The following is a 26,308-nucleotide window of genomic DNA, read 5'->3' as shown; positions in this document are numbered from 1 at the left end:
ATTTCTAAAGATGACTAGTCATCCTTTTCAATTTTCGCCTTGTTTCTGAAATAAATATCTTAATCCTTCCTTGTTACTATCATTACTTTTCATATTATTAATTATCGGCTCCCCATCATATATATCATAACCACAAGGTTCAGTAAGGAAAATACCCTTTCCATTTGAATAGGAAAGTAATTCTGCTTGATAGGACTTGGATGTATCAACAGGTATTTTCCCAGTTAAAGTTGTCTCTTCACCTTTAGCTACTATATCTGCAATAGAAGCCCTCATCTTCCCAAGATCACCCATAACTCTTCCACAAAAATCATTTGGAACTTGAACTGTATATTTTAAATAAGGTTCTAATATTTCAGTTCCTGATTTTCTAAGGGTCTCCCAAAATACATAGGGTGTTAAATTCCTAAAGTCTGAAGGTGTGCTTACGGGGCTGTAGTATAATCCATAGTCAAAAGTTACCTTTAAATCTGTAACCTCCCATCCATAAAGTCCTTCTTTGCAAGCCTTTTCTACAGCATCTTTTACTGCATGTTGAAATGAATTATTCAGATATCCATAGGAAACCTTGGTCTCATACAATAATCCTGATCCTATTGGTAATGGCTCTATGGATAAGCCAATAGATGCCCAATAAGGATTTGGTGGAACTTCTATATGGATTACTGCTTTAGAGTTCCTTTTAGGTCGTTCTTTATATATTGTTTTCAATTCACCAAATTTAGCATCTATTTTATACCTGTTTTTAAGTAATGATTCTATTACCTCCATTTGAATATTCCCAAATAATTTTAATATGATTTCTTCAGTATCTCCGTTAATTTCACAATCCAGAAATGGATCTTCTTCGGTTAATTCAAATAATGCTCCTATCAGTTTGCTTCTTTTACTTGGATCACAAGGTTTAATTGAAGCCCTTAATGCTGGCTGAGCTATCTTTATATCTAGAACTCCATTATATTTCTCACCAATAAAATCACCTATCTTAAGAGAATTAGCATTAGAAATAATTGCAATATCCCCACTATCAACCTGATCCACTTTTACAATTCCCCCATTAACAACCGACTCAAGATTTTTTATTTTGAGGATTTCTTCTGTACCATTTATGGAAACATCTTCACGTATCTTTATATTTCCACTGAATATTCTTAAATATGTAAGCTTACGGGATTCTTCGTCTCTATCAATTTTATAAATATATGCAGACAAATTATCTACAGCATTATCATTTCTTATGGGAAGATAGCTTGTAATAGCAAATAACAGCTCATCAATCCCAATATTTTTCAGAGCAGAACCATGAAAAACAGGATAAAAATTGCAGTTATTGATCTCATTCAAAAACACATTGTAGTACTCTTTTCCTGTAATGTAATACCCATTTATATACTTTTCTGCCAAATTATCATTTATATTCAACAATTGTTCTGATATTTTATCTTGAATTACTTTATCATCTTTAATATTTGTCAATTCAAAATCACCTTCATCTTTTATACTAACAGATTGCATTATTACAAGGTTATAAGTTAATTTCTCCTGTATTTGGGTGTATATATCATTTAAGCATACTCCTTTTCTATCTACTTTATTAATAAATATAAGTGTTGGAATATTTAATTTTACCAAAGTGTTAAAAATAATTTTAGCTTGAACTTGAATTCCTTCTTTTGCTGAAATTACTAAAACGGCGCCATCTAACACTCTAAGAGTTCGTTCAACTTCAGCTATAAAATCCATATGCCCGGGAGTATCTATGATATTAACTTTAGTACCATTGTAATTAAATGAAACTGTAGATGCCCGTATAGTTATTCCCCTATTTCTTTCAAGCTCCATTGAATCTGTTATTGTTGTACCATTATCGACCCTCCCTATTTTATTAATTACACCACTTTTATATAATAAACCTTCTGTAACAGTTGTTTTCCCTGCATCTACATGTGCTAAAATTCCTATATTAATAATTCTCATTTATACCTCCATAATTATATAAAAAATCCCCCATGAAAAAATATTCTCTTCATAGGGGAACTTGTTTTTTATATAATTACTAAGAGTAAATATAACATACATAATTGGATATAATACCATGATATTATATCTTTAATCTAATCAATGCTATATAATACATAGAAATATAAATTTATTATTATGAGAATATTTTTAAATAAAAGTACAATTAACAAGCCATACAAATATTATCTTGTATGGAAAATGTACTCATTCTATTTTGTTAATAGTTATTTAAAAATATTCTTCCTCATATGATAAAACTCCTTTGATTGATACTACATATATAATATTTGTTTTAATTTTAATTGTCAAGTAAAATTAGATCATCCCTCTTTATCTAACTTTTGCGTAATTTCAGCCACAAAATCTTGCTTCCATTATGAAAAGCAATACACCTCACACCTTGTCGACAATTCTGATATTCTTTTCAATTTTAAAACATTGTTACTACTTCCTAAACAAGGAAGCAATCCAATCTATCAGTTTATTGAAAAATAATTTCAAACTCTGTAAAAACCCCTGTCCTTCTTCAGAAGATAGATAATCTGAAGCCTTTTTTGCTATGTTCTCGATTTGGTTATATACTTGATTCCAATCGATGTCTAAGTTTTTCATCTTGTCAAATAATGCAACTAATTGCTCTAACTGTTCATCTGATAGACTTAAATTAAAATTATTTACAATATTAGTGACGATGTCTCTTACTTCCTCTTTAGTCTTTGGTTTCTTTTCAGCAATTTCCTGTTTGATCCTATTGATTAATTCTGAAGCTTTTTCATCACCTATTTGTTCACCTAATTCAGCAGTACGAATCATCTCTTCATTAGCAACCTTTTTTATATCGTCATCTATAACTTCCCCAGTAGATATTTCATAAGCTTTCATTATTCCAGTCAAAGCTGCTGTTCCAGATGCATTTTTAGGTGCAGTAATTTTAATATCAGCATCTTCGACTCCAGCAGTGATTAAAGCATTGGTATAGATATTATCAGTAATGTATGTTATTTTATCACTGGTATCTACCTTAAGTCCACTGCCTTTCTCTGTATAGGTTATCATAACAGAAGAAATAGCATTATTCCCTATTTTACCGGCTGGAACAACATCTCCTAAATATTTATGTTCTTCTGCATTAGTGGTAACAATCATAGTTGCATTTTCCAACGGATCAAATTCTTCCAGTATTGCCTCTTTTTCTTTTTCTGTCAAATCATCACCCAACGAAACGATAACATCTCCAACAACTGCATCTGCAAATACGGTCGCAGAACCAATCGTCATAATAACTATTAAAAATATACTAATTAACCTTCTCTTCATAAAATTTTCCTCCTAATACTTTGTTTGATACTATTAAGATATTTTATTATATCACAAATATATGACAGTAAGATGTCATATATATTTTAATTCGGAATAAAACAATTTTTCGAAAATAGCACCCCAAAATTAGGAGTACTCTCGTCTATGATTATTTACACTTAATAATGTTTTTTCTTTACTGGAATCCAAATTTCACTTCTATACTTTGAATTCTCAGTATCCTGGCTCTCATTCCACAGAATTTCAGGTCCTTTTACTTCCTCCACAATATTTAACCTTTAAGCAAATTTGAATTACTACTTACCAACTCGTGCCACCGTTTACTTTTTTTCATATAATTATATGTTTCTTCATCACTAAAATTAGTTGTCAAGTTATTACGAAGTTCTGTAATAAAATTCTCATCAAGTTTCTTAAATTCCATATGTTCGTACAGGGTTGACTTCGTAAAATCAGATATTGTATCAACACTTGCAAGCATCCTTTCCATAGTTTCTATGGTTCCCTCCACATCCATTTCTGCTGCTACAAAGTCAAGTCTGCACGATGATTCATGATATTTGCCCATTTCAAAAATATTCGCTAATTCTTTTTGTTTCTCAACAAGGATAGAAGCCTTTTCCTTGTTTTTTTCCTTCATAGCTAAAATATATATGTTTTGAAATATCATGCTCATCATGTTATACCCGGAAAATAATAATTCTTCATATGACTTATATGCCTCATTTACTCTATTTGTCTTGCTATAAATAAATGCTTGTTTTCTTTTTCTCTCTGGGTTTTGGTTAGAAAAATAATTTAGATATTCCTCCGCCTTTTCATACTGCTTTTTTCTTGAATAAAATCCAAATAAGGAATCGGCTGCTCTACTTCTAATGTTTTCATCCTCGCTATCCAGTGCCCGTACATAACAATCATTTATATAACTTTCATATTCCTCTGCATTTGGTATATCCTTTGCTAAAAGCCACGCATCTAGAACCAGTGATACTTGCCAAATTAACTGTTCACAATTAGGATATTGCTCAATTTTCCCCTTTGCCCATTTAAAAACCTCTTCATAGTTTTCGTTTTTTAATTTGGTATCCATTTCATAAATAATATTGTTTATTTCTTCTGCGGTAAGTTCTTCTTCAAAAGATAATAGAGTATCAAGAGTAATATTGAGTAATCTAGCAATAGGAGCCAATAGCATAATATCAGGCTGTGAATTCCCATTTTCCCACTTATTAACTGCTGGTGCTGTGACTCCAAGGCGATTTGCCATTTCCTCCTGAGTTATGTTCTTCTTTTTTCTGTATTCTCGTATTACTTCACCTATCTGCATATAAATAACCTCCTGATTCTGTTTTAGTAAGCAATTGCCTTTGCTGTTTTAATCATATCAAGAATCATTATATCTAACAACTGAATATATGTTAAGTATTCCTCAAAAAAATTAACTGTTATTCATATTAAAATGTTAGTGACTGTTTCATATAAAAACTCCCCATATGATCTAGAGGGAGTTTATATCTAATTATTCTATTATGCCACCTTCGATTACGAGTTCTTCCCTAAAGTTTTCCCCATATACATCCAAAAGGGTTTCATCATAAGCTTCGTGCACAAAGTTTTCTTTTCCTAGTTCAGTTAATTCATTGTTTATCCAATCAAGAAGCTCCTGATTTCCTTTTCTAACAGCCGGCGCAATTGTGTCTTGGTCTCCTAAGTTTGGAATTCCTACAACAAATCCAGGATTTTGGTTTGCCCACGCGATTACTTCGGTATTATCATTTACTATGGCAGCACCACGACCATCCTTCAATGCTTCAAATATCTCCGTATATTGGTCGAACTTAAGCTCAACTATTTCAGGGTGGTTCTTTGTTAAATAGGTTTCAGCTGTAGTTCCTTTAGCAATGATAGCCTTTTTACCTTCTAAATCTTCAATGGAGTTAATAGGAGCACTTTCCGGAGAAACTACTCCAAGTGATACCTTCATATATGGATTTGCAAAATCTACTTTTTCTTTTCTTTCATCTGTAACTGTAAAATTCGCCATGATGATATCAACCTTATTTGATTCCAAAAATGCTACCCTGCTTGCTGCGTCTACCAATATAAATTCAACTTTTGACTCATCTCCCAGTAAATCCTTAGCAAATCTTCTGGCAATATATACGTCAAAGCCTTGATTTTCACCATTTTCGTCTAAATATCCAAAGGGATTCTTGTCGCTAAATACACCTATTCGAATCGTACCTCTTTTCTTAATCTCTTCAATGGAATTTGTTTTTCCTGTAGAAACTTCATCTGCATTTCTTGCACATCCTGTTAGAACCCCAACAGCCAATGCAGCTATAATTAAAAATACTAATATTTTATTGTGCCTTTTCATTATAATCATTCCTTTCTTTGCGTATTAATATTGAAATATATTTAAGAAGTGCTTAGCACGTTCTGTCTTTGGATTTGTAAAGAATTCTTCCGGTTCTTCTGATGTTTCACAAATATCTCCTTCATCCATGAATATTATCCTATCGGCAACGGATCTCGCAAAGTTCATCTCATGAGTTACTATAATCATTGTCATCCCTTGCTTTGTAAGACCTAAAATTACATCCAGAACTTCCCTTACCATTTCAGGGTCTAATGATGCGGTTACCTCATCAAATAACATTATTTCAGGATTCATGCATAATGCCCTTACAATGGCGATTCTCTGCTTCTGACCTCCTGACAACTGTCTGGGATATGAGTCTTGTCTGTCCAATAGACCTACCCTGTCCAATAGTTCACAAGCTTGCTCCATCGCTTCTTTCTTATTTCTTTTTTGTACCTTTAAAGGCCCCAAGAGTATATTCTCAATAACCGTCATATGCGGAAATAGATCATAGCTTTGAAATACCATACCTATCTGCTGGCGAATATCTTGCAAATTGACATCTTTACTAACTATACTCTCATTTTTATACCTTATATCACCCCCTTGAATTTTCTCCAAACCGTTTATACATCTTAAGAGTGTACTTTTCCCACAGCCTGAAGGTCCCAGTATTACAACTACTTCACCTTTTTTTATTTTTAAATCAATCCCTTTCAGGACAATTAAATCATTATATTCCTTGTGCAAACCCTTTATTACCAACAACTCTTCATTATCTTGTTCATACATTTTAATACCTCCTAATCACTCCATTTAGCCTCTAATTTCTTAGATAATTTAGAAAGAGGATAACATATTATAAAATACAGTATAAATACAAATCCATAAACCCAAAACGATGCTGTAGGCACTTCAATACGTGATAGTTCGATAATTTGTTGACCGACTTTTATAACGTCTACAACACCTATTAGAACTACTAAAGAAGTGGTCTTTATCATTCTTGTAGCAAGATTAATAGCACCCGGTAACATCCTCCTTGCAGCCTGCGGTATAAGAATATACCTATAAAGTCCTAAATTACTTAACCCTATGGCCTTCCCCGACTCAATCTGGTGTCTGGGCAAGGATTCCAAAGAACCCCTAACGATATCTGCCATTTCGGCTATCCCCCAAAGGGTAAATACTATTATTGCAACGGTCTCGCCGCTTAAATCAACATTAAGTGCAGTAGTAACTCCGAAATACATAATGAACAACCATACAAGAATAGGTATTATTCTAAAAACTTCAAGGTATAAACGGCATAAAAACTTTATTATCTTGGATTTAGAAGTCCAAACTATTCCTAAAAGCATACCAAAAATCGAACCTATTATAATTGAAGTAAAAGCAATTCTTCCGGTTACTCCAAGTCCTTGAATTAAACGCTGCAAATTCATTCCTTGAAACAAAACTTTAATTCCCAAATTCTGCATATCGCACCTTCCTTTCCAACCATGTAAGGAAAAACGACAATGGCAATATCATGATTAGATATGATACCACTAACATAAACAAGGATTCATAAGTTTGATAATACATACCTATAAGGTTTTTAGTTATATTCATAAGATCCATTACAGCAATCGCGCCTACTATTGAAGTTTCCTTAAGTAAAAATATACAATTTGCACCAAGAGAAGGCATGCTGACAGAAATCGCTTGAGGAAATATAATATATCTAGCCAATTGTAATTTTGAAAGTCCAATGCTAAGACCTGACTCTATTTGTGTAACCCCTACTGCCTCTAAACCGCTTCTAAATGCTTCAGTCATATAACTTCCTCCTAAAAAGGATAGACCTATTATGGCACAGGCTTCCTCACTTAATACTATACCTACCTTAGTAAGACCAAAGTACAGGAAGAACAGTTGAATAAGCAGCGGTGTATTTCGAGATAGTTCAACATATATTTTTACAATTTTCCCAAGACCTTTAATGTTAAAATACAGTATTATGCTGCATATTACGCCTATAAAAAGGGAAAATAATATACCCCAAAACCCTAATCTAAATGTAGTTAAAGCCGCTTCACCATAAAGATGTAAACTCTCTATAATAAAGTCCCAATTTAAATTCATTACCTCACCTCTCTATAAAAGATAAAAAAAACTTCTACCCCTTGTTCAGAGGCAGAAGTATATTCCGCGATTCCACTCTAATTACTTGATAAAAAATCAAGTATCTCATTATTTTCGGTACAATTAATATACCTTAATACTATAACGGGTATACCCGCCGGTATCTACTATATTTCAACCCGGTACTCAAGGATGCACTTCAGTCAATCTCAACCTAAAATCCTTTCCAGCCAATGGGGATTTCTCTCTATAGATCTATACTTGACTTACTCTTCCTGTCTTCATAGTCATATTGATTCTTACTTTCATAATATAATATTATCAGTTTGAAATTTTGTCAACATTTTTTTATAAATATTTATATATATTCGATTTTATATTAATTTCAATGATTCTTTTTTATATTACGATAAGACAAATTGGAACTTATCGCTCTGACATATATTTTTCAATTTCTCTGGAAGTCAATTTTCTCACTTCAGTATTTGGATATTCTTTATATTTTTCTACTTTAAAAACAGGAGCCATTTTCTTGCAAATTTTGTCTTTATTCTTTTTCAAGAACAATTCTAAATCTTCAGTGTCCACAAAGATCTTATATGATACTCGTCCTTTGCTATTACTAATTTCATAAATACCACATGATTTTTTCACCGTATGATCAGCGGTTCTTAAATATAATTTTGCAATCTCCAATGATTTAAATGGAAAATTCCATCTTTGTAATCCTCGCTTTTCATCACGCTCTATACAGATACAACGACCACAAGTGCCACAAATATACTGTGTATGTTTCTGTAAGCAGTCCAATGGATTAAGTAATGGCGTTACTCTATTTTTATCACTATAACATTCTTCACACATATTCCTACCCCCCTCTTTCAAATTCCTATTTATTAGTATTCCAGATTGTAGAGTATATCAATCTATAAGTTGGTTATCCTTCTTGAATTTCTATTTTTACTTAATATTATCTCTAAATCCTGCCCTTGCGTTTCATACCTGGAATGTCCATCATATTTGTTTTCTATCATATATATAATCTTTCCTCTTCTCTTCAAATCTTGAAATCTTTAGTCCTTAAAGGATTAATTTACTTGTCCTATTTAGTATAACCTAACTAGTAACTAAAAAGTAGATTTGCATGAATTTAAAAATAAATTTAAAGAATTTATAGAATAAATAAATTATAGTGAATATTTACTTTCGCATAAATATAAAATAGAACTAAATATATTTTATATTTTCTCCCGAGATTGAGTTTAACATTAAGTTTATTGGATATAAGGTTTAATGAGATATGAAAAATTATTTATACCATTGGAGGGATTATCAAATGAATAATAAACAAGTAGAAATTATGAAAAATGGTAATGGGTTTGTTGCAGCTTTGGATCAAAGCGGAGGCAGTACGCCCAAGGCATTAATGGGCTATGGAATATCAAAGGAAAGATATAAAAATGAAGAAGAAATGTTTGACTTGATACATGAAATGAGAACCAGAATTATAACGAGCCCGGCATTCAAGTCAGAATATATTTTAGCTGCAATTTTATTTGAACAAACTATGGACCGCAAGATCGAAGGCATGTGGACTGCAGATTATCTATGGGAGAAAAAGGGTATTGTTCCCATTCTAAAAGTTGATAAAGGCTTAGCTCCTGAAAAAAATGGTGTCCAACTTATGAACCCAATACCAAACTTGGATTCTTTATTAGACCGAGCCATAGAGAGAAATATATTTGGGACCAAAATGAGATCAGTTATCAAATCTGCCAATCCGGAAGGGATAAGACAAATTATTCAGCAGCAATTTGATTATGGAAAACAAATAATTGAAAAGGGACTGATTCCTATCATAGAGCCCGAAGTTGACATCAATAGTCCAGATAAAAGTGAATCAGAAAGAATAATGAAAGAGGAAATTTTAAAGCACCTGAATTCATTGCCTAAAGATGACTTCATCATGCTAAAACTATCAATCCCAACAGAAGATAATTTCTATGCTGAATTAATAAATCATCCTCAAGTAATGCGAGTAGTTGCACTTTCCGGAGGATATACGAGAGAAGAAGCAGTAAAAGCTCTTAAGAAAAACCATGGATTAATAGCAAGCTTCTCAAGAGCATTAGTTGAAGGATTAAATGATAAGCAAACTGACGAAGAGTTTAATGAAACTTTAGAGAGTTCCATAAAAGAAATTTACGAAGCTTCAATAGTATAACTTAATGCCATTTGCCCCATCAAAAGTAAACCTCTAAACAGCCTTAATTGCATGTTGTCTAGAGGTTTTTGCTTTACAAAACTCTGCAACAAATCTTTCATAGTCGTCTATTGCTTCATTTATTAAATTCTTATGCTTGCATATTACCCTTCTTTAATCTATCATAATAGGTGTAGCAATTTTATGACAGGAAGTGGACAACCTTGATAGAAGGGAAAATTTCAAAATCAATAATATTATTTGCATTACCAATCTTATTAGGAAATCTTTTTCAACAACTTTATAATGTAGTAGATTCCATTGTAGTCGGAAATGTATTAGGCAAAGAAGCTCTTGCTGCAGTTAGCTCTACCGGTAGCCTAATCAATTTAATTGTCGGTTTAATTAATGGAATATTCGTAGGTGCAGGTGTTATAATAGCTCGCTATTATGGAGCTAAAAACAATAAAAGCCTACCCAAAGCTGTTCATACCACTATTGCATTTGGATTTATAGCTGGAATAATAGTAACAGCCTTTGGAGTTATATTTACCCCGTGGTTATTAAAATTAATGGGAACTCCAAGTGATGTTTTTGCGGATTCCGTAACATATTTAAGAATATACTTTACTGGGGGAATAGGTATTGTCATGTATAATGCCTGTGTAGGTATATTTCAAGCAATTGGCGATAGTAAGCGTCCTCTCTACTATCTGATTGTAGCAGCAATTACAAACGTAGTATTAGATATATTGTTTGTAGCTGTATTTAATTTTGGTGTAGGCGGTGCTGCTGTAGCTACGGTTATTTCTCAATTTATCAGTGCAATTCTGGGCTTTATTAAACTTACAAAGGTAGATGGCGATTATAAAATATACATAAAGAAAATAAAGATTGACGGTGAAATGCTTAAAATCTTAATGAAAATGGGTTTGCCTACAGGAATCCAAAATTCTATAGTTGCCTTTGCTAATGTTATAGTCCAATCAAATATTAATCAATTTGGATCTATAGCCATGGCTGGAAGCGGCAGTTATTCAAAACTTGAAGGATTTGCATTTCTACCAATTACAAGTTTTAGCGTCGCTCTTACAACCTTTATCGGACAAAATCTCGGTGCAAAACAATACGACCGAGCAAAACAAGGCGCCCGTTTTGGAATAATAGCAGGTGTTTCCTTAGCACAAATAATTGGCATAATAATATGGATCTTCGCACCAAAACTAATAGGTCTCTTTAATTCTGATCCTGCAGTCATAGAACAAGGAGTTATTCGGGCAAGGATTATATGTCTTTTCTACTTTTTGCTTGCACTTTCACATTGTCTGTCCGGAATACTTCGTGGAGCCGGAAAAACTAATATCCCTATGATTGTTATGCTAGTAAGTTGGTGTCTTATCAGAATAGCATACATAACTATAATGGTGAAAATAATACCAGACATAAGAGTAATTTTCTGGGCATATCCTCTAACTTGGTTTATTAGCTCTGTTGCATTTCTTGTTTATTATAAGAAAAACATCAACAATGCATTAGGTAGCTCTTCTTGAAAATGGGAAGTCATTTTCACACCATTATAAACAAACTTGTATCAGAAGCATATAGCAGACCGCCCCACTCACGATACTAGCAAGAGTATTTCTCTTTCAAAATACAATAATGCCACAAAAACAACAGAGATCAATTCTGGTATTTCAAAGGGTGAGACTATTATTTTTAACTCTCTTTTTCTCTGTTAAGCAAATATGAATTGTCTTCTAAGAATGGTCTTATCAGCCGTTCCTCTGCTTCCCACCTAGCCTGCCCAGCATCTGCTATATTATCATATTTTCCAAGATAATAATCTACACCCTTAAATCTAATCTTTGCAATCCATGAATTACTTCTGCTTTCATATGAAACACCTTTTATCCCACTTCGATTATTGATAGGAATTTTTGTGGATGCTACAATCTCAAGACATGTACCATCAATCAAGGTTCTATAATCAATTTTCTGTAGGCAACCACAGCTTTGAGTATGTCCATTTTTTAGATTAGAAATACTAACACTGCATAAATTACCGCAATCACATCTGCATATCCATTTTTGTGATAGACTTTCATCTGAAGTATCCGGATATAATGCTGTAAGGTTCCCAAATCTTTGGTTTGTAATATCTCTTTTCTCCAAACTATGGCATCCGCAGCTCTTGGTAAATCCTCTTGTGAGATTTGGCGCTGAAACTAAGATGGTATTACCACAATCACAACTGCATTTCCAAACAACACTTCCGCTACTTCTATGTTCAGTAGGTCTATTAGCTATTAGTCTTCCAAAACGTTGCCCTCTTAAATCTCTATATTTTCGCCTGTTTTTCTCTTCAAGGCAACCACAAGATTTTGTTCTTCCTGCTACTACATTGCTTTTATAGACAATTTTTGTGTTGCCACACTCACATTTGCATTCACAAACAAGATACCCTTTTTCATTTTTAAACTCTTTCAATACAGTAAGAATTCCGAATTTCTGACCAATTATATTATTACTAGTTTTTTTCATACATGAATCCCCCTCTTCTATTCCACTTTATATTGACATGCTTTTAGATTGGCTTACAGCAAATGATATAACTTAAAATAAAGTATAATAGAAAAATTGTTTTATTTTAGATTCATGTATTCAATTAGTGTTTTCATGTATCGAATTTCCATTATGTTACTTCTTAGACATAGAAAACAAGTATTGATAAAAATTATGTCATAGGTCTTCCTCTTTACCATTTATATCAGTCGTATTATAAATGTGAAAACGAGATATATAATTAGAGAGAGTTTTCTTAAGGCTTTCTGAATAGGTAACTCCTACTGGGATTATTGCTCCTGTCTTAAGCTTTATATTTTGATTCCGGAACATTTCAATATAGGATAGATTAACTAAATAAGAACGATGTACCCGTACAAAATCCTTCCCCGACATCTCTTCTTCCAATCGATCTATACTATAGTAGTATTTAGCTGATTTTCCATCCCCATAATACACAGTAATAACCCTATTCCATATTTCAAAATATGCAATCTCACTAATTGGAATCACAGTTGTCTTTCCATCAAATTTTATTGAAAATAACTCTTCTTTGTTTTCTGAAACCATCTCTACTGCCTTCAAAAAGACCTTTTCAAATTTTTCTTTACTTGTATCTTCTTTTATAAGATACTGTGCGGCATTTACTTCAAATGCTTCATAAACGTAGTCTTCATAACTAGTTAGAAATATGATTTGTGCTTTGCACCCAATATCTCTCAATTTCCTGGCTGTTTCCATGCAATCTGTTTTATCCATTAAAATATCAAGGTAAATAATATCTATTTGTTCAGGTATATTACTATAATGAAAAAACAAAGATTCTCCACTACTAAAGCAAGAAATCTCAATTTGCAGCTGATATTTTTCCACAAGCTCAGAAATTAATTCTGCATATTTTGTAATTGTGTTCTTATTATCATCGCATAATGCTATTTTTAACATACTCTATATACCCCCACATGAATGGCTGAGCCTTTAACCAAATGTGTCTTATCTGTTTCCAGATAAGAATTAAGTATATTATAGCCAGCTAAAGGTATAACATACTTAACTCTTGATAGATCAATCAATAAATATATTTCTACACTATATTATTTTGCTTTGCATTCTTAATTAATTATTTCACCATCAATTTATTTCCAGATCTCCCATCCATCCTTATCTCGTGTATATGAGTGCTCAACCGAAGCTTCGATTATATCTGCAAATGACCAGTGTTCAATAGTTAAATCTCTATATAACGTATGCAAATTCACTGGTATGCCTTCTGATTTTATACCTCTTTCAAGTATATTGTTTACCATTTTTACAACCTCAGACCGGGTAATATTTTTCTCAGGCTTAAATGTATTATCCGGATAACCGTTAATCCAACCTTTGTCACTGGCTGACATTATATATTTATATGCCCAATGACTGCTTGCTAAATCTATAAAGCTCTTTTTATTATCACTACTAAAATTATCAAATTTTGCTGCAATGGTTGCAAATTCTGCTCTAGTTATATATTCATTCGGTTTATAGGTTCCGTTTGGGTATCCCGAGATAATATTATTGGCACTTAAACAATAAATTGCATCTGCATACCATGAACTGGATTTTACATCAGAAAAACTTGAAGAATATCCGGTCTTTTTTACCCCGGTTAATAAATTATAGAAGATTTGTGCTGCTTCTGCTCTAGTAATTGGTCTTTCCGGTCTGAAATCTCCCTCCGGATAGCCTTGTACATAGGTAATATGGTTATCTTTCACTAATCCTAAAGGGTTCTTTTCATTAGGAACTAACTCTTCCTCATGACCATTTGATTTATCCCTGGTTTCTTTATCTTCTGGTTTCTTTTTTTGTTTTTCTTTTGGTTTCTCTGGTTTCTCTTCCGGCTTTTCTTCTCGTTTTTCCCAATCAGCCAACAAAGTCGTATTTTCCTTAACTTCATCTTCCTCAAAACTCCAGTACACCGGATTATTGTCTTCATCTAAATATGCATACCAACCTTTAAAGATATATCCATCTCTTTTCGGGTCTTCTGGAATATCCATTACTTTATCTCCTTTGCGAACTGTTGTTTTGTAAAAGTCCTTATACTGTGTCTTACCATCATCTGGATCATATGCTACTATGCATCCTTCTTCCCAATCGGCCCATAGAGTCGTATTTTCCTTAACTTCATCTTCCTCGAAACTCCAATACGCCGGATTATTGTCCTCATCTAAATATGCATACCAACCTTTAAAGATATATCCATCTCTTTTCGGGTCTTCTGGAATATCTGTTACTTTATCTCCTTTGTGAACTGTTGTTTTGTAAAAGTCCTTATACTGTGTCTTACCATCATCTGGATCATATGCTACTATGCATTCTGCAGAATCATGATTTTCATCACTGGATTCTGCCAATGTCTTTATAGGTAATGCCCCACATACTAGCAAAATAGACATAAATAGACACAATATCTTATGCAATTTATAATGTACTTTTTTCAACATGTTTTTCCCTCCTTTTTTGATTAACATTTAAGCTACATAATTTGAGCTATATAATTATAATAAAAAAATAGATTCAAAATCAGATACATGTACTTAATAAGGCTTTTAATGTATCGAATTTTTATTCTCACTACAAAAAACCGTAACCAATCAAAAATCCATTAGTTACGGTTTTATGTGCTTCAATTATCTAAAAGTGTCTGACAAATTAATTTTTAAAATACTTGTATCAGAAGCATATAGCAGACTGTCCCGCTCACGATACTGACAAGAGTATTTCTCTTCCAAAAATGTAATACTGCCACCAAAACAACAGAAATCAATTCCGGTATTCCAAAAGGTGAGCTTGTTATGGAAACATCCTTCAGACAGTACACCACAAGCATTCCCATAATTGAGTATGGGAGATATTTCCCAAGAAAGTTGATGTATTCCGGTGTCTCCCTATCCCTAAAAATCATAAAAGGAAGAAATCGCAGAATCATGGTCACTAAAGCCATGACTGCAATCAAAATTGCAGCATGAGTATTACTCACTTGCCACACCTCCTCTTTCTAAAGCGCCGCGGCATACTGTAAGAAGAATGATAATGGAAATCATTGTTGGAATCAGGAAGTTTTCCCTCCCAAATAACAACAAACACAACACGGACGCGCCTACTCCAATAAGAGAGGGACGATGTTCCTTTGTATCAACCCATTGTTCCACAAAAACTGTCACAAAGAGTGCTGTCATGGCAAAATCAATTCCTTCTGTATTAAAAGTAATGACAGAACCAATTAAAGACCCCATCACACTTCCAATGACCCAATAAATTTGATCGCATAATGATACCAAAAAATAATATTCATGGGGGATTGCTCCTTCCGGATAATCTCCATTGCAGACCAGCGAATACGTTTCATCTGTAAGCGCAAACATCAAATATAACTTCTTAAGTCCTGCTCCTCTATACCTTTGAATCATGGATATTCCATAAAAAAGATGTCTCGCATTGACCATTAACGTAGTCAACGCAGTTGAAATTATGGAAGCACCTCCGGTTATAAGTGAGATCCCTACATATTGCATGGAACCTGCATAGACAAATATACTCATAGCCAGTACCCATAAGACACCATATCCATTTATTTTTAAAAGAATTCCAAAACCCATTCCAAGTACCATGTATCCTGCCATAATGGGCAAAGTTTTAATAATAGCTGCTTTTAACAATTTTAGGTTCATCTACTTCTCTCCTACGTAAATTTCTATTTATTTATTACATTAAATTATATCTCCGCATCTCTAAAACATCAATCATAAAAATAGCCTTATTAAATTGGTCTTTCAATCTAATAAGGCTAAAACATCTAATTATTTTTCATTGAATATGATTTTTTGATTTCAGCTTTTATCCAAATTATAATTGGAATCAATAGCTGAAAAGGCAAAGCATAATATCGATACACCCAGGCTAGTTCAAACATTTCAAATACATTTTTGAAAACAACTGTGCCAATACCTACTACAATAACACTAATAGGTAATAATAGTTTTCTATAATCCATATCCTTAAATATCTTAGATAATCCCGTAGCTGATGCTAACATAAATAGACTCATCTTTGTAATTCCAAGAAGGACATATATAAATGATATAGAACTTTCAATCCGCTCAAAAAATTTACCTATATCAATAACTCTTACAGCCATATAGGTAGAAAATTTAGCTGCCTCTTCCATGTCAGGACCCAGTATTAGAATGTTTCTAAGGATTATTAAAGCAAATAAACAAATGCCTACTAGAACTCCCCATAAATATACCTTATAAGGACTTTCTCCTTTGTTTAGATGTCCCATGACTGCCATCATCATGACCAATTCGCCTAAAGTTATTGTACCTACTGTAAAAGAATTAGAGGCAATATCTAAAAAACTATGATCCATAACCGGGAGTATATGTGAAACTTCAATTATATTTAGAGAAAGCAATATTGTAAGTGCTATATTTAGCACAATAATTGCACACACAATAAAGGACCATCTGGCCATTACCTGAATCCCCTCTTTAGCTAAGTATAAAACAGGAAGAAGCAACAATACCATCAATACTACTCTTGGAGTATCCTGTAATGAAATTACAGCAGTAAATTCTACGAAATTTCTTAGCTGAAGTCCGGTTACTACAGTTACATACAGAGTCATTAACAATGTCAATATAAATCTACTAGTCCTTCCAAATATTGAATAAATGATATCATATAAGTTCTTACCGGGAAACAGTGCACATATCCTACTATAAATGAGTATTTCAGGAAGAAACAAAATTCCCATCAATAAAACAGCAATCCATGTATCTTGAGCTATTGTAAAAGCACCATTTACCAATGAACCACATAATATCACTACCACCAAAAGACTTGTTAAATTCCGCGATGATATATTGTTAGTATCCATACTAAACTCCTTTCTTATTGTCTTTTCTTATGAAATATGTTTATATCTAATAATTTTTAAGAACCCCGGAAGATATTATATCTGCTTCAACTTTTACTTTTATCACGGCACTTTGGAATAGTTCATCCCAATGAGTTTCAATTTTACGCCATAAATCAGGATCTTTTTTATAAAGCAAATTCCCCAACCCAAATATATCAATCTCATACTCCGATTGAGCCTTTTCAAATAATTCAGTAATATGTTTCTCTATATATTCTTCTGTTTGGGTCTCTAATTTGTCCCTTTCATCTACATTTGAAATATTAAGCTGAGATTTTACTTCCATAATATTAAGTTTAACTTTCACATTAATATCCACATATATCTTATTTTGATTAGATGAAATTTTTGTATCGGTCTTACTATCTTTTATTTCCATAGATATGCTTTCATCCAAGTCTCCTATAGGAAATGAGATTACACCACCTCTAACCTTATCAACAATAAAAAGATAGTACATAGTATCCCTTGGAGATAAGAACCCATGCAGATAATCGTCTTTAAATAAAGCAATACCATTCCCTTCTGCTACATTTTTGTTTATATTATTTATACGACGAACTACGGGAAGTACAAGGGCTTTCCCATTTCCTTTGATTGAATTGTATGTTTGATATAATGGCATATCAACTGTAGATGCGGTTACCTTATTATCCTCTATAATCATTTCATGAATCTCATAGGAAATAATATTGGAATCAATTCCATCTGTTAGTAAAATCTCTTTTGCAGTTTCTTCCTCAGATATGACAATGCTCATGGTTTCTCGTGGTTCTCCATCCCTAAGTAACTCTTCTATAATAATTGATATACCTTCTGCTTCTGCAATTTCTTTACTTATAATCAGTGTCTGCATATTCCCGCCATATAATTTGTTAATAAGTTTTTTTTTAGAATTACGTATGGCATCAAAAATAGTTCTGCCCTCAGCATCTATATATTTTGCGCTGATTTCCCCTTCTCTCCCGCTTGTTTGAGTATCTACTATTTCTATAGTTATTTGATAAATATCACTGCCTTGATCTTTATCTATGGCAAGTCCAGTCACTATATCAATGTCATCTAAGCCTTTGTAATTCCAACATCCGCTTAGAAATATACAGCATAGTATCATTGAAATAAAACTAATCATACGTCTCATCATGTCCCCTCCATGTGTTTTTTTGACGTACTGCATTTCCGGTAAGTTGCCGGGGTCTTAAAATCATTCTGTACCAAGGTCCCCGTATTATCGTATCCTTGATTGTCTGATAATTTAATTTACTTGCAGATGCTAACTGCCAGTTTCCAAAGGATTTAAGGCTCAATATATGTGTAAGCATCAGTGCAAATCCAATAGTAACCCCAAAAAAACCTAAAAAGGAAGCTAATATGAGCATAATAAACCTAATTAAAAAGATTGGAGCATTCATTCTTGGAACTAAGATGCTTGTTATTCCTGTTATTGCAATAACTATAATCATAGGTGCTGCTACCAAGTTTGCTTCCACTGCAGCCTGACCTAAAACTAAAGCCCCTACAATGCTAAGTGCCTGCCCTACATTGGTTTGCATTCGAAGAGCGGTTTCTTTCAATATTTCAAAAACAATCAACATAATAAATGCTTCTACAGCTGCAGGTAAAGGAACTTTTTGTCTCTCTATTGCTACACTAATCAATAATGGTGCCGGAAGCATTTCCTGATGAAATGCAGTAACGGCAATGTATATTGCCGGAACTAGCGTTGTGAGAAAGAAACCAAGAATTCTTAAAATCCTAGAAAAAGATGTGTAATAAAAACTTAAATAATAATCCTCATTGCTCTGAAAATTCTCAATAAATAAATATGGTAATGCCAATACTACCGGTGTGCCATCTACAAATATAGCAATTCGTCCTTCTAATAGTTTAGCAGAAACTACATCCGGTCGTTCTGTATATCCAATTGAACGGAATGGAGACCAGGGATTATCCCTAATCAATTCATTGATATAATTCGCATCCAAAATACCGTCAATATCTATTTGTCCCAACCTTCTATATAATTCCTTAAGTGTTTTAGGAGCTGCAATATTATCTAAATATGCAACACAAATTTGAGTATTGGTCTCTTTTCCTAATTTAAAGTATTTCATTTTAAGTTTGTTAGTTCTGAGTTTTCGTCTTACTAAGGAAAGATTGGTTATTATAACTTCAGTAAATCCTTCTCGGGGACCACTTAGTATTTTCTCCCCTTCCGGTTCTGAAATAGACCTAGACTCAAAATTTTTAGTACTAAATAATAATCCTTCACCTATTCCATCAATCACCAATAAAGTATCACCATAAGTAATTTCTTGAATAATCTCATCCAGATCTTTAACTTTCTTTACACTGTCTATTTGAACAACCTTAGATAAAAATATATCTTCAGCCGACTTTTCCTTTGGTATTTGTTCCAGCTCTGTGAGAGGTTTAATTATATTATTATCAATTATTGCGGAGTCAACCAAACCATCAAAAAAAATCAATGACGCATTGATACTACCATCCACCCCAATATTTAATCTGCGAAATACAATAGAGTCATCATCTTTAAAAATCTCTTTAAGCCACTTTATGTCTTCTTCATAGTTGCCAGATAATGTACCAAGATTCTCAGGTGAACTAAAATCCATATTTTCTTGACCATTATTCTTATTGGATTTGTTAAATCTACCCATAACTCTGCTCCTTATTTAATTATGTATATCAAATAAGTATTACCATAATCTGCATTTATATTCTGCAGACAGTGTAGATGAAATACAAAGCCACCTTGTAGTCTTTATGTTCCCACATATAGAAACCCTATTGCTTCGACTAGCAATAGGGTTTCTATTATTATTTTATGCGACTTGTTCAACAGTTAAAATAGCTCCCGGACCTTCACTTGCAAAGTAAAAGACGAGTTCTTCAGCTGCTACCATTTGAAGAGTTAAAATATCACCTGCATTTAAGGTAAGGAAATTTGTAAGGGCAAATGTGGCAACTGAAAGAGCTGTAAGGTTTAGAGTTTGTCTAATATCATCACTTGAAACACCATTGATATTAAGACCAACACGGGCATTTTGATTAATTACTGAATTTCCTACTACTAAAATATCTACACGATATATTCCTGCATTCTCAATTGTAATGGCATTTGCAGTTGAATAACTTATATCCGCAGATGCTTGTGAGCGCTCTGTCATTATTACAGTAGAAGGTGTTGTTGTTAATTGGATAGAACCTACATCTGACATCAATCCCCCAAATGCACCCTGTGATATCGGTCCCGGCGGCCCCTCCGGTCCTTGAGGTCCTTGTGGACCTGTTACACCTTGAGGTCCTTGTGGGCCTGTTACACCCTGCGGTCCTTGTGGCCCTGTTGCACCTTGTGGACCTGCCGGTCCCGGTGGCCCTTGTTGTCCGGGTGGACATACAATGCACATCGACCACGGGAATTGATAATCACAACAGCATGGGTATTTATTCTTCTGGTACATATCATAAGAACATTTCTGATTATACATATTATAATAATTATAATTGTAACTCATAAATAATACTCCTTTGCATATAATAATTAGATAGTTTTATACTTACACTATCTTATATTATTATATTAAGGCTTTTCCAATTATGTGACATGCTATTACAATGATATTTATTAGAGTTTCGTCTCTTCCACTATTCCATTTGTCTAATCTCCCTTATCTGCTCTAGGCAGATGAATCTTAATTGTAAAAATTTTCTCCTTTGGGCCAATATCATATAAAACAAACCCTCCAAACCCTTCCACGATATCCTTAACAATACTCAATCCAAAGCCATGTCCATGTTCATCAGTCTTTGTGGTCATTAGCTCCCCATTTTTAAATATCTCTTGTCCATCATATGAATTGGTCATTTGAAGCATTGCCCATTCAGAATAATCTGCACAAAGAATATCAATAAATCGTTCTGATTCAGGAACCTTCAAACAAGCCTCAATAGCGTTATTAGTAATATTGGACATGATTCTAAGGGCATCTAGTAAAGTGAGTTCAGTGTCCTTTGGAGCAAATGCCTTAGATGTAAATCGGATTTTTTTCTCCTGGCAGAAATTGGCTAAATCCTGTAATATGGCGTCTAAAACTACATTATCAGAGTATTTTTTATGAACTTGTACCTTATTATTCATATCATCATAGATATCATCAATTAAATCAATGGCCTTATCAATCTCATTTGCTCTTAGCAGCGTCTTTAATGTTGTCATCAATGATTTATAATCATGTTTGAATTTTCGAAAGCTCTCAGTATATTTCTGATAGGATTTATAATGTGATACCTGCCTATCAAATTGTTCTTCTAACATCTGAGCTCTTAATTTGTATTCTAAAAGTTCAATACTTCTAATAGATTGGTGTATAGAATACATAAGCATACCGATGGTCAATACACTTGCTGTTAATGCTATTTCCGTATACCAAACAACGTCAAGAGATAATACTCGCCCGAAATTTATAATTGCCAGATTGATTGCAGCTATTATTTCGTAAACTACGATATATTTCAGTTGAGCAGAATTATTTAATAGAATTTTTAGTTTTTCATCGGATAAAATAGTGGCTCGCAATATAAACAAAAATAAAAGAGAAAGAGGCAATACAAATACTGTAATAGTATAATAAATGTTGTTATTATGTAACAAGTTTTTAGAACCAAAAAAAAGTGACAAAGTAGAAATCAATATACCCCGGAAACAGTAGGCGCTTAAAACGCACATGGCACCTCCATATAATGATTGAAGCCAATTCATTCCCGTAGTTAAACGCAGTGAGAATGTCATTATGATTATAATCAATATCATAACCACCCAAAACATATCAATTTTATGGAAGAATACGTAAGTAAATGCAACTATTAGCATAGAGCATAGTGCTTGTATATGCTTTGATTTCTTTGGTGGGAACATCTTTTGATAATAATAAATAAATAATAATATATAATTATCATTCCTATGGCAAGTATTGTCATAAATTATCCTCCTTACCATTTAGATTCATGTTGCTAGACAAGAATTAAGTATATTATAGCCGGTTAAAGGTATAATATACTTAATAATTTGACCCTAAGCCGTCTCTTAGTATACATACAGTTTGTTGTAGTTCTGCTTCCGGTACTCCGGTTCCTCCGTTGCCGTCATAGGTCAGTGTAATTTTTTTACCTCTGGCATATATTTTAGTGTCTTTTGTTATACTGGTATTCATATAAAATTCAAAATAATAGTTCTCATCTTCATACCAGTTTCCAACAACTAATGAAGCAATCTCTTCCGGAATTTTTCCATTTATGTTATGGCCTTTTTGAACATTTAAGGTATCTTTAAGTTCATGATCTATATAAAGTTCAACTTTATACGTATCGTATCCCACATCGTAATTGTTATATAGATATTCTGTAGGTATGGATCGCGTATCTGTTTTTATATTTTTATCATGTATAGGAATATGTTCTTCGAGAATTCCTCCTGCTTCTTTCTCAGCTTCATTGTGTGAAAATTCTACATCTTTGGCAATATATAGATTATCCAATTCACTGATACTAATGCCTCCGCCGCTATTATTTGCTATGTTGCATTTTATTTTGCTACCATTTTTAATAATTATTTCAGAGCCGGTTTCTCCAAAAATACCGCCTCCATTTTTTGCTTCGTTGCCTGAAATGCTGGTTTTATCAACTTTCAGACTTATGTTGGAACTGTAGGCATAGGCAGATATATTCCCTTGAGGTAAAATAGTAATAAGCATAAGGGTTACCAAAAACATTGATAATAATTTCTGGTATCTTGATGTCTTGCTATTTCTTTTTTTATTATTCAATTTTCACACTCCCTTTCTATTTTTTTACACAATCATTCAATTAAACTATAAATAGAAAGTTATGTTTTAGTTTTATTCATGTACTAAATAAGGTTTTTCATGTATTGAATTTTTATCAATTTCTCTGTTTAAAACTGAAACTACCGCTACAATAAAATCTTCGGCTGCCATATTTTTTGATATTGTATGACGGCTAGAACCTATTTTTTCTACGACAGCTTCTTGTGTCAGTCCAGTTTTAGCAAATTCTTAAAGAAAAAGCTTGTCCGAAAACAGCGAGCATTCTGTAAGAAATATGCTATAATGAACTAAACTTCAATATAGGAGGCAAAAAAATGATTGAAAATGATAGCGGTTTATATGCTGCATTCAAAGCGAAGGATGCTCGTTTTGACGGACGTTTTTTTGTGGGAATATCATCGACAGGGATATATTGCCGTCCGGTCTGCCGAGCAAAACAGCCTAAAGCTAAAAACTGCACCTTTTATCATACGGCAGCAGAAGCCGAACATGCTGGATACCGTCCATGCCTTTTATGCAGACCGGAACTCGCCCCCGGCACTTCCATAACCGATGCAACTGCAAATTTAGCTATTCGAGCAGCTAGAATGTTAGAGGAAAATTGCGGCAGCGGACAAAGCTTAGATGAACTCTCCGGGCGCCTTGGCTGCACAAGTCGCCATTTGAGACGCGTATTTACAACAGAATATAATGTATCGCCAGTCCAATATTTACAAACATGCCGATTGCTCCTTGCAAAAAACTTACTTACGGATACAAATTTATCAGTATTGGACGTTGCAATGACGGCAGGATTTGGCAGTTTACGCCGCTTCAATGATGTGTTTAAAGATCATTACCATCTCGCTCCCACGGAGCTCCGGAAAAAAATATCGGAAAAAAAACGAACAAATGGGGACATTACGTTGACTTTGGGTTATCGTCCGCCCTATCATTGGGAGGAGATGCTCCACTTCCTTTCTGAACGAGCAATCACAGGAATAGAGATCGTAAAAAATAATGAATATATGCGCACCGTTCATTTGGAAAACACGGAGGGAAACAGTATATTTGGATGTGTGAAGATAAGTCATAATCCTAAAAAAAATGCATTAGATGCAGTCGTAAGCGAAACATTGTTGCCGGTACTTCCCCAGACATTGGCACGAATACGGCACTTGTTTGATCTATATTGCAACCCGGATGCAGTATATGAAATACTACAAGAAATGAACAATATTCATCCCGGTCTTTGTGTTTTAGGAACCCGTGTGCCAGGTAGCTTCAATGCATTTGAAATGGCGGTACGAGCTGTGCTTGGGCAACAAATCTCAATAAAAGCTGCAAGCACACTGGCAGCAAGAATTGTGAAAAACTACGGCATACCTATCCTAACCGGGATTGATGGATTGACTCATGTTTTCCCGACCCCCAAAAATATATTGGATATGGGTAGTGATATTAGCGATAATTTTGGTGTTCTGGGTGTTACTTCTGCAAGGTCGGATACTATTTACGAATTGGCGCGGGCATTGACACAGAAGGAAATAGATTTTGACCTCCCATCCCAACCGGAGGAAGAAATCAAAAAACTTATGAAGATCCGCGGCATTGGAAGCTGGACGGCACAATATATTGCCATGCGCTCTATGGAATGGCCAGACGCTTTTCTTGAAACGGACGCAGGCATAAAAAAGGCTCTTCCGGGCTACACTTCGAAAGAACTACTAAAAATTTCGGAAGCATGGCGACCATGGCGCAGCTATGCCACCGTAAATTTGTGGAATACTCTATAGGGAGGTATAAAAATGTATTATTCAACAACATATAAGTCTCCATTGGGACTTATTACACTTGCGTGTGACGGCGATGGTGAAAATCTTGTAGGTCTATGGATGGAGGGGCAAAAATATCACGGCAATACCATACTAGAAACAATAGGGCAAAACGATATAGGCATATTTAATCTAACAAAAAGGTGGCTGAATAGATACTTTTCAGGAGAAAAACCCAAAATATCTGAATTACGATTAGCTCCTATTGGTAGTGAATTTCGTCAAGGTGTGTGGAATATATTATGTGAAATCCCTTATGGTGAGGTTATCACATACGGCTCTATTGCTAAAAAAATGGCAGCAAAGATGAATAAGAAAAATATGTCAAGTCAAGCTGTTGGCGGAGCAGTTGGACACAATCCCATATCTATTATTATCCCATGTCACCGAGTAGTCGGTTCAAACGGGAGCCTAACAGGATATTCCGGAGGTGTTGGCATGAAAACTAAATTATTGGAATTAGAGGGGGTGGATATGTCTCGCTTGTTTATACCGAAAAAGGGTACAGCATTATAAAAAATTATAATCCTTTGCTTGTATATGAACCACTTGAAAATCCACACTTCTCTTTTTCGCTATTTCTTCAAGAAGTGGAACATACTTAGCTGTAAAAGGGCATTGATTTGTGTAGTATAACCAGAAACCATTCTGTGAATCATTATGTTTTATTTCTTTTAGATGTTGTTTGAAATGTGGGTTTTCAGTTTCATGGCTAAATGGTAGATACATCAGTTCAAAATATGAATTTGCATTATCTACGGTTTCAAAACCCTTGTATTTCATATATTTAGGGTCTGAAAGATATCCCATTTTCTTTTTTGAAGATAATACAACAAGCCCCTCATCCAACCTTCCTTTCAACCAAGATTTTTTTGACGTTACTTGACTATCCTTATTATTTGCAATAGCGCAACAAATGTGTTCCTTTTCAAGATTCTCATGTGTTATCTTTACAAGTTCCATTGCACCCTCCCCTACAATCTTCTTATTTATCTATTTGAATACAAATAATACTTAGTTCACATAGTGATAAAATAAATCAATTTTGTGTTAATGAGC

Annotated in this window: 25 protein-coding genes and 1 other annotated feature; of the genes, 4 read left to right on the top strand and 21 right to left on the bottom strand. The window is 33.7% G+C overall.

Annotation, left to right across the window (positions count from 1 at the left end):
- Positions 1–27: 27 nt before the first annotated feature.
- The 9 genes from tet to H8707_RS06055 form a co-directional block, all read right to left on the bottom strand.
- Positions 28–1,977, bottom strand: coding sequence for a tetracycline resistance ribosomal protection protein (tet, locus tag H8707_RS06095; protein WP_262429240.1), 1,950 nt, complete (start codon positions 1,975–1,977; stop codon positions 28–30).
- 489 nt (positions 1,978–2,466) lie between these two features.
- Positions 2,467–3,339 (bottom strand): DUF1002 domain-containing protein, encoded by an 873-nt coding sequence (locus H8707_RS06090; protein ID WP_262429239.1) that lies wholly within the window; start codon positions 3,337–3,339, stop codon positions 2,467–2,469.
- 274 nt (positions 3,340–3,613) lie between these two features.
- Positions 3,614–4,669: a helix-turn-helix domain-containing protein gene (locus H8707_RS06085; protein ID WP_262429238.1), complete on the bottom strand. Its 1,056-nt coding sequence runs from the start codon at positions 4,667–4,669 to the stop codon at positions 3,614–3,616.
- A 192-nt stretch (positions 4,670–4,861) separates the two neighbouring features.
- Positions 4,862–5,722 carry a cysteine ABC transporter substrate-binding protein gene (locus H8707_RS06080; protein ID WP_262429237.1) on the bottom strand — a complete coding sequence of 287 codons (861 nt, stop codon included), beginning with the start codon at positions 5,720–5,722 and terminating at the stop codon, positions 4,862–4,864.
- 24 nt (positions 5,723–5,746) lie between these two features.
- Entirely contained in the window at positions 5,747–6,499 is a 753-nt protein-coding gene (locus tag H8707_RS06075; RefSeq protein ID WP_449406484.1) for an amino acid ABC transporter ATP-binding protein, read from the bottom strand.
- An 11-nt stretch (positions 6,500–6,510) separates the two neighbouring features.
- Positions 6,511–7,188, bottom strand: coding sequence for an amino acid ABC transporter permease (locus H8707_RS06070; protein WP_262429236.1), 678 nt, complete (start codon positions 7,186–7,188; stop codon positions 6,511–6,513).
- Positions 7,169–7,834: an amino acid ABC transporter permease gene (locus H8707_RS06065; protein WP_262429235.1), complete on the bottom strand. Its 666-nt coding sequence runs from the start codon at positions 7,832–7,834 to the stop codon at positions 7,169–7,171. The genes H8707_RS06070 and H8707_RS06065 overlap by 20 nt, the downstream gene beginning before the upstream one ends.
- 44 nt (positions 7,835–7,878) lie before the next feature.
- Positions 7,879–8,125 (bottom strand) — a binding site (T-box leader).
- A 135-nt stretch (positions 8,126–8,260) separates the two neighbouring features.
- A complete protein-coding gene (locus H8707_RS06060; RefSeq protein WP_262429234.1) occupies positions 8,261–8,698 on the bottom strand; it encodes a hypothetical protein in 438 nt (145 codons plus the stop codon).
- Between the two features lie 62 nt (positions 8,699–8,760).
- Positions 8,761–8,895, bottom strand: a complete 135-nt coding sequence (locus H8707_RS06055) for a hypothetical protein (RefSeq protein WP_262429233.1) — start codon at positions 8,893–8,895, stop codon at positions 8,761–8,763.
- Positions 8,896–9,170: 275 nt separating this feature from the next.
- On the opposite strand from H8707_RS06055, the gene H8707_RS06050 reads away from it, so the two are divergent.
- Both H8707_RS06050 and H8707_RS06045 read left to right on the top strand, forming a co-directional pair.
- Positions 9,171–10,058, top strand: a complete 888-nt coding sequence (locus tag H8707_RS06050; RefSeq protein WP_262429232.1) for a fructose bisphosphate aldolase — start codon at positions 9,171–9,173, stop codon at positions 10,056–10,058.
- Positions 10,059–10,261: 203 nt separating this feature from the next.
- Positions 10,262–11,587, top strand: a complete 1,326-nt coding sequence (locus H8707_RS06045; protein WP_262429231.1) for an MATE family efflux transporter — start codon at positions 10,262–10,264, stop codon at positions 11,585–11,587.
- Between the two features lie 166 nt (positions 11,588–11,753).
- Here the strand turns inward: H8707_RS06045 and H8707_RS06040 are convergent, their stop codons facing one another.
- From H8707_RS06040 to H8707_RS05990, 11 genes are all read right to left on the bottom strand, one after another.
- Positions 11,754–12,578, bottom strand: coding sequence for a hypothetical protein (locus tag H8707_RS06040; RefSeq protein WP_262429230.1), 825 nt, complete (start codon positions 12,576–12,578; stop codon positions 11,754–11,756).
- Positions 12,579–12,776: 198 nt separating this feature from the next.
- Positions 12,777–13,544 (bottom strand): LytR/AlgR family response regulator transcription factor, encoded by a 768-nt coding sequence (locus H8707_RS06035; protein ID WP_262429229.1) that lies wholly within the window; start codon positions 13,542–13,544, stop codon positions 12,777–12,779.
- Between the two features lie 191 nt (positions 13,545–13,735).
- The gene (locus H8707_RS06030) at positions 13,736–15,088 is read right to left on the bottom strand and encodes an S-layer homology domain-containing protein (RefSeq protein ID WP_262429228.1); all 1,353 of its coding nucleotides are present in this window, start codon (positions 15,086–15,088) and stop codon (positions 13,736–13,738) included.
- A 215-nt stretch (positions 15,089–15,303) separates the two neighbouring features.
- A complete protein-coding gene (locus H8707_RS06025) occupies positions 15,304–15,624 on the bottom strand; it encodes a branched-chain amino acid transporter permease (RefSeq protein ID WP_262429227.1) in 321 nt (106 codons plus the stop codon).
- Positions 15,617–16,315, bottom strand: a complete 699-nt coding sequence (locus tag H8707_RS06020; RefSeq protein WP_262429226.1) for an AzlC family ABC transporter permease — start codon at positions 16,313–16,315, stop codon at positions 15,617–15,619. The genes H8707_RS06025 and H8707_RS06020 overlap by 8 nt, the downstream gene beginning before the upstream one ends.
- Before the next feature lie 125 nt (positions 16,316–16,440).
- A complete protein-coding gene (locus H8707_RS06015) occupies positions 16,441–17,526 on the bottom strand; it encodes a GerAB/ArcD/ProY family transporter (RefSeq protein ID WP_262429225.1) in 1,086 nt (361 codons plus the stop codon).
- A gap of 46 nt (positions 17,527–17,572) precedes the next feature.
- Positions 17,573–18,709, bottom strand: coding sequence for a Ger(x)C family spore germination protein (locus tag H8707_RS06010; protein WP_262429224.1), 1,137 nt, complete (start codon positions 18,707–18,709; stop codon positions 17,573–17,575).
- The gene (locus tag H8707_RS06005; protein WP_262429223.1) at positions 18,693–20,249 is read right to left on the bottom strand and encodes a spore germination protein; all 1,557 of its coding nucleotides are present in this window, start codon (positions 20,247–20,249) and stop codon (positions 18,693–18,695) included. Before H8707_RS06005 ends, H8707_RS06010 begins: the two co-directional genes overlap by 17 nt.
- A gap of 165 nt (positions 20,250–20,414) precedes the next feature.
- Positions 20,415–21,107: a hypothetical protein gene (locus H8707_RS06000; protein ID WP_262429222.1), complete on the bottom strand. Its 693-nt coding sequence runs from the start codon at positions 21,105–21,107 to the stop codon at positions 20,415–20,417.
- Positions 21,108–21,250: 143 nt separating this feature from the next.
- Positions 21,251–22,396, bottom strand: a complete 1,146-nt coding sequence (locus tag H8707_RS05995) for a sensor histidine kinase (RefSeq protein WP_262429221.1) — start codon at positions 22,394–22,396, stop codon at positions 21,251–21,253.
- A 253-nt stretch (positions 22,397–22,649) separates the two neighbouring features.
- Positions 22,650–23,414, bottom strand: a complete 765-nt coding sequence (locus tag H8707_RS05990; protein ID WP_262429220.1) for a hypothetical protein — start codon at positions 23,412–23,414, stop codon at positions 22,650–22,652.
- Positions 23,415–23,749: 335 nt separating this feature from the next.
- Here H8707_RS05990 and H8707_RS05985 point away from each other — a divergent pair, with 335 nt between their 5' ends.
- Both H8707_RS05985 and H8707_RS05980 read left to right on the top strand, forming a co-directional pair.
- On the top strand, positions 23,750–25,210 hold the full coding sequence (locus H8707_RS05985; protein WP_262429219.1) for a DNA-3-methyladenine glycosylase 2 family protein: 1,461 nt from the start codon (positions 23,750–23,752) through the stop codon (positions 25,208–25,210).
- A 12-nt stretch (positions 25,211–25,222) separates the two neighbouring features.
- The gene (locus H8707_RS05980) at positions 25,223–25,765 is read left to right on the top strand and encodes a methylated-DNA--[protein]-cysteine S-methyltransferase (protein ID WP_262429218.1); all 543 of its coding nucleotides are present in this window, start codon (positions 25,223–25,225) and stop codon (positions 25,763–25,765) included.
- On the opposite strand, the gene H8707_RS05975 is transcribed toward H8707_RS05980, so the two are convergent.
- A complete protein-coding gene (locus H8707_RS05975) occupies positions 25,760–26,212 on the bottom strand; it encodes a hypothetical protein (protein ID WP_262429217.1) in 453 nt (150 codons plus the stop codon). The genes H8707_RS05980 and H8707_RS05975 overlap by 6 nt on opposite strands.
- Positions 26,213–26,308 lie beyond the last annotated feature (96 nt).

Source organism: Paratissierella segnis (assembly GCF_014385195.1).
Lineage (GTDB): Bacteria > Bacillota > Clostridia > Tissierellales > Tissierellaceae > Paratissierella > Paratissierella segnis.
This window is presented reverse-complemented; position numbering and strand designations above follow the sequence as displayed.